Source organism: Amycolatopsis circi, from assembly GCF_003385235.1.
In the GTDB taxonomy this organism is placed as follows: domain Bacteria; phylum Actinomycetota; class Actinomycetes; order Mycobacteriales; family Pseudonocardiaceae; genus Amycolatopsis; species Amycolatopsis circi.
Genome location: NZ_PQIA01000069.1, coordinates 38,147 through 48,487, shown reverse-complemented (window position 1 = coordinate 48,487; position 10,341 = coordinate 38,147). Strand labels below are relative to the sequence as shown.

Annotated in this window: 8 protein-coding genes and 1 riboswitch; of the genes, 3 read left to right on the top strand and 5 right to left on the bottom strand. The window is 69.5% G+C overall.

Annotation, left to right across the window (positions count from 1 at the left end; all coding sequences use genetic code 11):
• Positions 1 to 678: 678 nt before the first annotated feature.
• The 4 genes from cobN to D0D37_RS26480 form a co-directional block, all read right to left on the bottom strand.
• Positions 679 to 4,284 carry a cobaltochelatase subunit CobN gene (cobN, locus tag D0D37_RS26495; RefSeq protein ID WP_116203310.1) on the bottom strand — a complete coding sequence of 1,202 codons (3,606 nt, stop codon included), beginning with the start codon at positions 4,282 to 4,284 and terminating at the stop codon, positions 679 to 681.
• A gap of 52 nt (positions 4,285 to 4,336) precedes the next feature.
• Positions 4,337 to 4,412: riboswitch (cobalamin riboswitch) on the bottom strand.
• Between the two features lie 105 nt (positions 4,413 to 4,517).
• Complete coding sequence (locus D0D37_RS26490; protein WP_116203309.1) at positions 4,518 to 4,763, bottom strand: helix-turn-helix transcriptional regulator; 246 nt, start codon at positions 4,761 to 4,763, stop codon at positions 4,518 to 4,520.
• Positions 4,764 to 4,769: 6 nt separating this feature from the next.
• Positions 4,770 to 5,624 carry an ABC transporter permease gene (locus D0D37_RS26485; RefSeq protein ID WP_116203308.1) on the bottom strand — a complete coding sequence of 285 codons (855 nt, stop codon included), beginning with the start codon at positions 5,622 to 5,624 and terminating at the stop codon, positions 4,770 to 4,772.
• On the bottom strand, positions 5,621 to 6,526 hold the full coding sequence (locus D0D37_RS26480) for an ABC transporter ATP-binding protein (protein ID WP_116203307.1): 906 nt from the start codon (positions 6,524 to 6,526) through the stop codon (positions 5,621 to 5,623). Before D0D37_RS26480 ends, D0D37_RS26485 begins: the two co-directional genes overlap by 4 nt.
• A 96-nt stretch (positions 6,527 to 6,622) precedes the next feature.
• Here D0D37_RS26480 and D0D37_RS26475 point away from each other — a divergent pair, with 96 nt between their 5' ends.
• From D0D37_RS26475 to D0D37_RS26465, 3 genes are read left to right on the top strand one after another with little or no spacing between them, the layout of a single operon-like run.
• The gene (locus D0D37_RS26475) at positions 6,623 to 7,747 is read left to right on the top strand and encodes a nitrite/sulfite reductase (RefSeq protein ID WP_116203306.1); all 1,125 of its coding nucleotides are present in this window, start codon (positions 6,623 to 6,625) and stop codon (positions 7,745 to 7,747) included.
• The gene (locus tag D0D37_RS26470) at positions 7,744 to 8,367 is read left to right on the top strand and encodes a precorrin-8X methylmutase (protein WP_116203305.1); all 624 of its coding nucleotides are present in this window, start codon (positions 7,744 to 7,746) and stop codon (positions 8,365 to 8,367) included. Before D0D37_RS26475 ends, D0D37_RS26470 begins: the two co-directional genes overlap by 4 nt.
• Positions 8,364 to 9,878 (top strand): precorrin-2 C(20)-methyltransferase, encoded by a 1,515-nt coding sequence (locus D0D37_RS26465; RefSeq protein WP_116203304.1) that lies wholly within the window; start codon positions 8,364 to 8,366, stop codon positions 9,876 to 9,878. The genes D0D37_RS26470 and D0D37_RS26465 overlap by 4 nt, the downstream gene beginning before the upstream one ends.
• On the opposite strand, the gene D0D37_RS26460 is transcribed toward D0D37_RS26465, so the two are convergent.
• The gene (locus D0D37_RS26460) at positions 9,869 to 10,297 is read right to left on the bottom strand and encodes a MarR family transcriptional regulator (protein ID WP_116203303.1); all 429 of its coding nucleotides are present in this window, start codon (positions 10,295 to 10,297) and stop codon (positions 9,869 to 9,871) included. The two genes, D0D37_RS26465 and D0D37_RS26460, sit on opposite strands and share 10 nt — an antisense overlap.
• Positions 10,298 to 10,341: the final 44 nt, after the last annotated feature.

Here is a 10,341-nt window from a genome sequence, read left to right as displayed (position 1 = left end):
GAGTGGGGGCGCGGGGTGGGTTTTGGTCGGGTGGGGCGGAGCCTCTTCGGGTGCGGGGGCCCAAGGGAAGGGGTCGCCGTCGGTCGGATGCCAGGCAGGGCGGGCGAGGCGCAGGAGGGGAACGCCCGCAGCTTGGGTGGCGTGGGAGGTGCGCGGGCGCTGGCGGGCGGCAGGTTGGGCCAGGGCAGGCGGGAGTAGGTGCGCGCAGCGCGGACGTTGAGTGAGACGACGTCGTTGGGCTAGCAGGGCATAGCGGTAGGCCCGGGCACGGCGGACGTTGGCGAGGTGAGGCAGCGGCGTCGTTGGGCTGAACGGGCGCACGGCGGCTAGGCACAGTGCGGGTGCTGGTGGGGTGCGGCAGTGCAGTCGAGCAGAGAAGGCTCAGGAGATAGGTGCAGCGCGGACCGCTGTCGAGACAGGCGCGGAGTGTGTTCAGCACCGGCTGGTTGGCGTGGGCTCGCTTGTGCGTCAGTTCGGTGCGTTGCACGGCTGTGGACTCGCCGGAATCGAGCGCGGTGGCCTGTGGTCGCGCAAGGCATCAGTGGTGAGGCCGGGGAGAAGCGCGAAACGCGAAGCTGGGATGAAACGCGAAGTGCGAGGAGAACAGCGAACCGAGACGTTGTCTTGGCTGGCGAAGTTCAAACCAGCCAAGGCAACCCTCGAAAAAGAGACCGCCGCTCAGTCGTTCTCCAGATCGCCTTCCAGTGTCAGGTACACCTCGCGCAGCTGAGCCAGCAACTCCGGATCCGGCTCTTCCCACAGTCCTCGATCAGCGGCTTCCGTCAACCGCTCGATGATTCCTCGCAAAGCCCACGGGTTCGCGTCCCGCATGAACTGCTGGTTTTCCTCGTCCAGAACATAAGACTGCGATAACTTCTCGTACATCCAGTCGCCGACCACGCCAGCGGTGGCGTCGAAGCCGAAGAGGTAGTCCACGGTTGCGGCGAGTTCGAAGGCACCCTTGTAACCGTGGCGGCGCATGGCGGACAGCCACCGCGGGTTGACCACTCGGGCGCGGAAGACGCGGGCCGTTTCTTCGCCCAGCGTGCGGGTGCGGACTGCGTCGGGAGTGGTGGAGTCGCCGACGTAGGAAGCGGGCGCGGAGCCGGTCAGGGCGCGGACGGTCGCGATCATTCCGCCGTGGTACTGGAAATAGTCGTCCGAGTCGGCGATGTCGTGTTCGCGGGTATCCGTATTCTTCGCGGCGACCACAATGCGTTTGTACGACGATTCCATGTCTTCCCGAGCCGGGCGGCCGTCCAGGTCCCTGCCGTAGGCGAAGCCGCCCCAGACTGCGTAGACCTCGGCCAGGTCCTTGTCGTCGCGCCAGTTTCCGGAGTCCATCAACGGGAGCAGGCCGGCTCCGTAGGCGCCTGGTTTCGAGCCGAAGATCCGGGTGGTGGCTCGGCGGTCGTCTCCGTGGTCGGCCAGGTCCGCGGCGACGTGGGCGCGGACGTAGTTGGAGGATTCCGGTTCGTCCAGGGAGGCGGCTAGGCGGACGGCGTCGTCTATCAGGGTGATGACGTGCGGGAAAGCGTCGCGGAAGAAGCCGCTGATGCGGACTGTCACGTCGATCCTCGGGCGGCCCAGTTCGGCCAGCGGGATGGGTTCGATGCCGGTCACGCGGCGGGAGGCTTCGTCCCAGACTGGCTGGATTCCGAGCAATGCCAGGACTTCCGCGGCGTCGTCGCCGGAGGTGCGCATGGCGGAGGTGCCCCAGACCGACAGGCCGACGGACCGGGGCCAGTCGCCGGTGTCTTCGCGGTAGCGGCGGAGCAGGGAGTCGGCCAGGGCTTGGCCGGTTTCCCACGCCAGGCGGCTGGGGATGGCCTTCGGGTCCACGGTGTAGAAGTTTCGGCCGGTCGGCAGGACGTTCACCAAGCCGCGCAAGGGGGAACCGCTGGGGCCTGCGGGGATGTAGCCGCCGTCCAGGGCATGCAGGACTGCGTCCACTTCGGACGAAGTGCCTGCCAGGCGGGGGACGATTTCGGTGGCGGCGAAGGTCAGGACGCAGGCGACTTCGGCGTCGAAAGCACCCAGGACCTCGGTGACGACTGAGGGAACCGAAGCGGGGGACCACGAGTGGTGCTCCATCAGAGAAACCAGCGTGTGGGCGGTTGCCTCGATGGCGTCCACTTCGGACAGTGGCGCGTCCGAGTTTTCCTTCAGGCCGAGGGCGGAGCGCAGACCGGGGACGGCTCCTTGCTTGCCGCCCCACATTTGCTGGGCTCGGAGCATCGCGAGGACCAGGTTGACGCGGGCCTCGCCGACCGGGGCCTCGCCCAGGATGTGCAGGCCGTCGCGGATCTGGGCGTCCTTGACCTCGCACAGCCAGCCGTCGATGTGCAGCAGGAAGTCGTCGAACTCCGCGTCGTGCGGGCGTTCGTCGATGCCCAGGTCGTGGTCGAGTTTCGCGGCCTGGATGAGGGTCCAGATCTGGGCGCGGATCGCCGGGAGTTTCGCCGGGTCCATCGCGGCGATGTTGGCGTGCTCGTCCAGCAATTGCTCCAGGCGGGCCAGGTCGCCGTACGATTCCGCGCGGGCCATGGGCGGGACCAGGTGGTCCACGATGGTCGCGTGCGCGCGGCGTTTCGCTTGCGCGCCTTCGCCGGGGTCGTTGATCAGGAACGGGTACACCAACGGCAAGTTGCCCAGCACGGCGTCGGGGGCGCAGGAGGCGGAGAGGCCCGCGGTCTTGCCGGGCAGCCATTCCAGCGAGCCGTGTTTGCCGAGGTGGACGACGGCGTGCGCGCCGAATTCCTCTTCCAGCCAGCGGTAGGCGGCGAGGTAGTGGTGGCTCGGCGGCAGGTCCGGGTTGTGGTAGATCGCGACCGGATTCTCGCCGAAACCGCGCGGCGGCTGGATCACCAGCACGACGTTGCCGGACTGCAGCGACGCCAGGACGATGTCGCCCTCGGGGTTTGCCGACGTGTCGACATACAGCGAACCCGGTGCGGGGCCCCAGTGTTCTTCCATCGCTTCTTGCAATTCGACCGGCAAGGAGGCGAACCACGAGCGATAGCGGGCGGCGGGGACGCGGATCGGATTGCCGGACAGTTGTTCTTCGGTGAGCCACTCGGGGTCCTGGCCGCCCGCGGCGATCAGGGCGTGGATCAAGGCGTCGCCGTCCGGCTGGTCGGTGCCGGTCGGGTTGACGCCGGGGAAAGCCTCCTCGCCGAGGTCGTAGCCGCGGTCGCGCATGAGGCGCAGGAGTTTGATCGCCGAAGCTGGAGTGTCCAGGCCGACTGCGTTGCCGACGCGCGAGTGCTTCGTGGGGTACGCGGACAACATCAACGCGATCCGGCGAGAAGCGGGCGGCGTGTGGCGGAGTCGCGCGTGCGCGAGAGCGATGCGGGCGACGCGGGAGGCTCGCTCGGGGTCGGCGATGTAGCGGGGGAGACCGTCGTCGTCGAATTCCTTGAAGGAGAACGGAACGGTGATGATCCGGCCGTCGAATTCCGGTACCGCCATCTGGTTGCCCGCGTCGAGCGGCGAGAGGCCGTCGTCGCTGGCGGACCAGGTTTCGCGGTCGCTGGTCAGACACAACGCCTGCAGCACCGGCACGTCCAGCGCGGCCATTTCCGCGACGTCCCACGATTCGTCGTCACCGCCTGCTCCGGCTTCCGACGGACGGGTGCCGCCCGCCGCCAGCACGGTGACCAGCAGCGCGTCGACCTTGCCCAGCTCAGCCATCATCTCCGGCGCGCGCGTGCGCAGGGACGCGGTGTGGATTGGCAACGCGCGGCCGCCCGCGGACTCGACCGCGTCGGCCAAGGCGTGCACGAAACCGGTGTTTCCGGACAGGTGGTGCGCGCGGTAGTAGAGGATCCCGATGACCGGGCCGTCACCCGCCGGAGCCGGCCGCGAAAGCACGCCCCACGTCGGCAATTCGGCGGGCGGCTCGAAGCCTTCGCCGGTGAGCAGCAGGGTGTCGGACAGGAACCGGTGCAGTTGCGTGAGGTTCTCCGGACCGCCTTGCGCGAGGTACAGATGCGCTTGCGCGGCGATCCCGGCCGGAGTCGTGGAGAGCTTCATCAGCTCCGCGTCCGGCGTCTGCTCGCCGCCCAGCACGATCACGTGCGCACCGGACGCCCGCAGCGTGTCCAGGCCTTCCTGCCAGGTCCGCGGCGTGCCGAGGATCCGGACGACGACGATCGACGCGCCGTCGAGCAGCCCGGGCAGGTCGCCGAGCGGGAGCCGGGACGGGTTGCCGAGCCGGTAGTCCGCGCCGCTAGCCCGGGCGCTGAGCAGGTCGGTGTCCGAAGTGGACAGCAGCAGGATCACGGCGTTCCTCACTCGGGGTGTCCGCGCCCCGGGTCGTCGGGCGCGCCGGCGGGAGTTCCTGGCTGCCGGCGGCCGCGGGGCCGCCGGTCACAGTGGCGGGACCGCCCCGGATTTCCACCGGGTTCCTCCGCGTGCCGACGCGTGTGCGCTCTTACTCTCGCCGGGCGCACCGGTGCCGTCAAGGTGAGCAGGGACTCGTGAGTGGCAATGCCGGTTCTAACCGGGATTGCCACTCACGAGACCTGCGTCCGGCCCTCGTCCCCGATCCGCGGGAAAGGCGCGGTGGAGAACAGCACCTCCACCGCGACCTCGAAGAACTCCGCGATCCGCAACGCCAGGTAAAGGCTCGGGCTGTACTCGCCGCGCTCCAGGTACCCGATGGTCTGGTAGTGCACGCCGAGCGCGTCCGCGAGCTGCCGCCGCGAGATGCCGCGTTCGGCGCGCAGCACCGCGATGCGGTTGTAGACGTTCTCGCTCACCGCGCCTCACACACGCTGAAGTGCCCTTTCCCGTCGCGCCGCCACCGACGACCCCGATTCGCGCCGGGCCATCCGCTTCAGCAGGATCGGGGCCAGCACCAATCCGATCACGGCCCACGCGAGCAGCACCCCCAGGGTCGCCCACGGCCGCCACGACTGCCCGATTTCGACGACGACCGCCTGGTCCGGCAGCAGAGCCGAGCGCATGCCGAGGCCCAGCCAGTACATCGGGAACACCTGCCCGACGTCCTGCAGCCAGACCGGCAGCGCGGTGATCGGGTAGAAGATCCCGGAGATCGCGCCGAGCCCGAGCATCGGCAGCATGACCAGGGCCAGCATCCGCGAGTCTTGGATCAGCGAGCCGATCGCCGCGCCGATCGGCAGGGTCGCGACCAGGCCGGCGGCGAGCACCCACACCAGGTTCAGGATCGAGAAGAACCCGTCCGGGGCCAGCCCGTCGAACAGGAACAGCGACGGCACCAGCATCACGACGATGCTCGCGACCTGCACCATCGAGAACGTCGTGACCTTGCCGATCAGGTAGCCGAACATCCCGTTCGGCGTCGCCTTCGCGCGCAGCAGCGTGCCGTCCTCGCGGTCGATGACGAGCGATCCGGCGACGCCGGACAGGCCGTTGAACACGATGCCCGCGCCGATCACGCTCGGCACCGTCGCCGCGCCCAGCGAGAACGAGGTGCCCGGCAGCTGTGCGCCGCGCATGAACAAGAGCGTGCCGAAGATCATCGCCAGGAACACGAGCTGGCCGATCAGGTCGTCCCGGTTCGTCCACTGCTGGCGGAATTCGATGAACCCGCGGCGGAGTCCTGCCTGCGCCGCGGTCCGCTGCGCCGACGCCGTCATCGCGCACCTGCCGAGGTCAGTCCGGACTCCGCGCGCTGCACGAGCGTCAGGTACGTGTCCTCCAGCGACGCGCGCCGGACCTCCAGGTCGGCGACCGTCTCGCCGTGCTGTTTGAACAACTCGTACACGTACTTCGTCGCCTCCGTGGTCGAGTGCACGAACCGCTGTCCGCCGACCGTCCAGCGCACCTCGGCCTCGCCGGCGATCTGCCTGCTCAGCTGATCCGGCGACCCGTCGGCGACGATGTGGCCGCCGCTCAGGATCAAGATCCGGTCGGCGAGCTTCTCGGCCTCGTCGAGGTCGTGCGTGGTGAGCAGGATGGTGGTGTCGTCGTCGGCGAGCCGGTGCACGAGTTCGTGGAAATCGCGCCGGGCCTGCGGATCGAACCCCGCGGTCGGCTCGTCGAGGAACAGCAGTTCGGGACGGCCGACGATGCCGATCGCCACGTCCAGCCTGCGCCGCTGCCCTCCGGACAGCATCCGGATCTTCTTGCCCGCGTGCTCGGTAAGCCCGACCGCCTCGATCAGCTCGTCAGTGTCCCACGGGCGGCGGATCCGGTCGGTGGAGTACGGCGCGTAGAACGACCCGAGCAGGTCGAGCAGCTCGCGCACACGCCATTTGCCGTGGTCGCGCCAGGACTGCAGGACGACCCCCAGCCGCGCCCTCCAGTCCTCGCCGCCGCGTGCAGGGTCGGTGCCCAGCACGGACACCTCGCCCGCGGATCGCATGCGGAACCCCTCGAGGATTTCGATCGTCGTGGTCTTGCCCGCCCCGTTCGGGCCGAGCAGGCACAGCACCTCGCCGCGGTGCGCGGTGAACGACGTGCCGTGCAGCACGTCGTTCGCGCCGTAGCGCATGCGTAAGCCTTCGACGCGGAGCACGGTGTCCGCTTGATCTCTCATCGGATGACCCCCATCCTGCCTATGCGATCGAATGTAGCAGATGTACTACAGATGATCGCAAGCCTGTTGAATCAGCCGCGGGTTACAGTGAGCGCCATGTCCAGTCCTGCCCGCGTGCGCGCCGACGCCTGTCCGGGAGTCTTCGCGACGCACGACGCGGCGGACGGACCGCTCGCCAGGGTCCGGCTTCCCGGCGGCGGGGTGACCGCGGATCGGTTGCGCGCGTTGGCTTCCTGCGCAGAGGACCTCGGTGACGGCGACGTGCACCTGACCTCGCGGGCGAACGTCCAGTTGCGCGGAGTCCGCCGGCCCGGGTTGGCGGGACGGCTGATCGAAGCCGGGTTGCTGCCGTCGCCCAGTCACGAGCGCGTGCGGAACGTGCTGGCCTCGCCGTTGAGCGGCGTGCGCGGTGGGCTCGCGGACGTCCGGGGGCTTTCCGCGGCGCTGGATCGGGCGCTGTGCGCGCGGCCGGAACTCGCGGAGCTGCCGGGACGGTTCCTGTTCGGCTTCGACGACGGGCGCGGCGACGTCGCGGGCACGGACGTTTGCTGGCGCGCGATCGGTCCGACGACCGGTGTGGTGCTGTTGGCCGGAGCTGATTCCGGCTGGCTGGTGTCGCGCGACGACGCGGTGTCTGCGCTGCTCACGGTGGCGGAAACGTTTGCGCGCACGCGGGGTTCGGCGTGGCGGATCGGGGAACTGGCCGATCCTTCGAAGCTGCTGCCGGACGGTCCGCGGGAAGCTCCGCAGTTGCTGCCGACGCGGATTGACCCGACGGTCGGGCGCATCCGGCGCGACGACGGTGGCGAGGCGGTGGGGGTTGCACCGCGGTTTGGCCAGTTGACTGCCGCTCAGTTGCGTACGCTCGCCGACTTCGGCGACGCAGTGGTCACGCCGTGGCGTTCGGTGCTGCTGCCCGGCGGCGCGGACGTCGAACGACTGCACGCGGCGGGGCTTTCGACGGATCCGGCGACGGCGGAGCTTAGCGCCTGCATCGGCGCGCCGGGGTGTGCGAAGTCTCTCGCCGACGTCCGCGCGGACGCGGCGACACTGGTCGCGGACGGGGAACTGGTGCACGTCTCGGGCTGCGCACGGCGGTGCGGACGGCCGTCCGGGGCCCACCGCGACGTCGTCGCCGAACCCGGCGGCTACCGTGTCGACGGACGCTGGACCCCGGCGTCCGAATTGGCGGATGCGTTGGCGAGAAAGGGACCTTCGTGATCGACTACCTGCGGGACGGGGCCGAGATCTACCGGCACTCGTTCGCCACGATCCGCGAAGAGGCGGACCTGGCGATCCTGCCCGACGACGTCGCGGGCGTCGCGGTCCGGATGATCCACTCCTGCGGCATGGTCGACCTGGTCGACGACCTCCGCTACTCGCTCGACGTGGTCGAGGCGGGCCGCGCCGCGCTGGAGGCGGGCGCGCCGATCCTGTGCGACGCGAAGATGATCGCCAGCGGCATCACGCGCAAACGGCTGCCCGCCGCGAACGACGTCGTGTGCACTCTGGACGACCCGAGCGTGCCCGGCCTGGCCGAACGGCTGGGCACCACGCGGTCGGCGGCCGCGCTGGAACTGTGGCGCGACCGGCTGCCCGGTTCCGTGGTGGCTATCGGCAATGCGCCGACTGCGTTGTTCCGGTTGCTGGAGCTGCTGGACGAGGGCGTCGGAGCGCCGGCCGCGATCATTGGTGTGCCGGTCGGGTTCGTCGGCGCGGCTGAGTCCAAAGTGGAACTGGCGAAGCAAGCGCCCGCGCCGTATCTCGTCGTGCACGGCCGTCGTGGCGGCAGTGCGATGGCCGTCGGCGCTGTGAATGCGATTGCGAGCACGGTCGAATGACGGGGCGGTTGTACGGCGTCGGGCTTGGTCCCGGCGATCCGGAATTGATGACGGTCAAGGCGGCGCGGCTGATCGGCGAGGCGGACGTCATCGCCTACCACAGCGCGCGGCACGGGCGGAGCATCGCGCGGTCGGTGGCTGAGCCGTATCTGCGCGAGGGCCAGCTGGAAGAACGGCTGGTCTACCCGGTGACCACCGAGACGACCGACCATCCCGGCGGTTACGAGGGCGCGATCGCCGATTTCTACGAGCTGAGCGCGAAAAAACTCGCTGAGCACCTCGACGCCGGACGCGACGTCGTGCTGTTGTGCGAGGGCGATCCGTTCTTCTACGGCTCCTACATGTACATGCACGAGCGGCTCGCCGGACGGTTCGAGGCCGAGGTGGTGCCGGGCGTGACGTCGGTGAGCGCGGCGTCGTCGGTGCTCGGCCGTCCGTTGGTGCAGCGCGACGAAGTGCTCACCGTGTTGCCGGGAACGTTGCCAGCGCCCGAATTGGCGCGGCGGCTGGCGGACACCGAAGCGGCGGCGGTGCTGAAATTGGGCCGTACCTTCGGTTCTGTCCGGGAAGCGCTCGCGGAGGCGGGCAAGCTCGACGACGCTTGGTACGTCGAGCGGGCTACTTGGGGACAGCAGCGGGTGGAGCCGTTCGCGGACGTCGATCCGGAGTCGGTGCCGTATTTCTCCTTGGCGTTGCTGCCAAGTCCGGCTTACAAGTCGCGTGTGGACGGTGAGCCTGCCGTGTCGGCCGCGTCGGCGCCCGCGGAAGGCGGCGAGGTGGTTGTCGTCGGGCTCGGTCCGGCGGGGCCGGAGTGGCTGACGCCGGAAGCGTCGGCGGAACTGGCCGCGGCGGACCACATTGTCGGCTATGGGCCATACGTCGCGCGGGTTCCGCAGCGGGCGGGGCAGCAGCGGCACGCGTCGGGGAACCGGGTCGAGGCGGACCGGGCGGTCGAGGCGTTGCAGCTGGCCGCGACCGGTGCGCGGGTGGCCGTGGTGTCGTCCGGGGATCCGGGCGTGTTCGCGATGGCTTCGGCGGTGCTGGAACAGGTTTCGGCCGGGAACGGTGCTGGCGCGCGAGTGCGGATCGTCCCCGGGGTGACGGCTGCGCAGGCGGCCGCGTCGCGGGTCGGTGCGCCGTTGGGGCACGACTATTGCGTGCTGTCCCTTTCGGACCGGTTGAAGCCGTGGGAGATCATCGAACGTCGGCTGGACGCGGCTGGGGCGGCGGATTTGGTGCTGGCGCTGTACAACCCGGCTTCGCGGACTCGCGTGACGCAGCTGGAGAACGCGCGGGAAGTCCTGCTGCGGCACCGGGATCCGGGGACGCCGGTGGTGGTCGCGCGCGACGTCGGCGGGCCGGAGGAAGACGTTCGAGTTACTACGCTGGGCGAGCTTGATCCGTCTACAGTGGACATGCGGTGCCTGCTGATCGTGGGCTCGTCGCGCACGGTGGTGGAGGAAGGGCCGGACGGGCGGTCGATCGTGTGGACGCCGCGGAGTTACTCCTGACCTTCTCGCAGCAGCCGTTCCGCCTCGGCTAGGTGGTGGGTGAGTTCTTTCCGTTGCGCGGCATTGAGGTTCGGTGCGTGCGCGGCGAGGGCTGAGGAGATCGAACCGTCGGCGCGGGTGCCGAACATCGCGCGTGCGGACGGTTCGATCTCCAGCCGCGATTTGCGCCGGTCTTTCTCGTCGGGCCGCACGCGCATGACGCCCGCATCCGCCATCTGGTGCGTGATCCGGGAGACGAGGCTCTGCGCCAGCCCGGTCCGGCGGGTTACGTCGCTGATCGTCGCGCCCGGGTGGCGCGAGACGTCTTCGACCACCGCCAGTTCTCCCGCGTTGACCTGATCCGCGCCGGTGTTTCCGGTGCTGGTCAGGGCGATCTCGCGCAGGGTGCGGGCGAGTCGGTGCAGGTCGGCGGCGCGCATGGCCCTATTCAATCACTGGTGATACATTCGAGGAAGTATCACTA

What these genes read in the sequence shown, in the direction of transcription:
- D0D37_RS26485 (WP_116203308.1), bottom strand. Translation starts at nt 5,624, where the DNA reads ATGACGGCGTCGGCGCAGCGGACCGCGGCGCAGGCAGGACTCCGCCGC.
- D0D37_RS26480 (WP_116203307.1), bottom strand. Translation starts at nt 6,526, where the DNA reads ATGAGAGATCAAGCGGACACCGTGCTCCGCGTCGAAGGCTTACGCATG.
- D0D37_RS26475 (WP_116203306.1), top strand. Translation starts at nt 6,623, where the DNA reads ATGTCCAGTCCTGCCCGCGTGCGCGCCGACGCCTGTCCGGGAGTCTTC.
- D0D37_RS26465 (WP_116203304.1), top strand. Translation starts at nt 8,364, where the DNA reads ATGACGGGGCGGTTGTACGGCGTCGGGCTTGGTCCCGGCGATCCGGAA.
- D0D37_RS26460 (WP_116203303.1), bottom strand. Translation starts at nt 10,297, where the DNA reads ATGCGCGCCGCCGACCTGCACCGACTCGCCCGCACCCTGCGCGAGATC.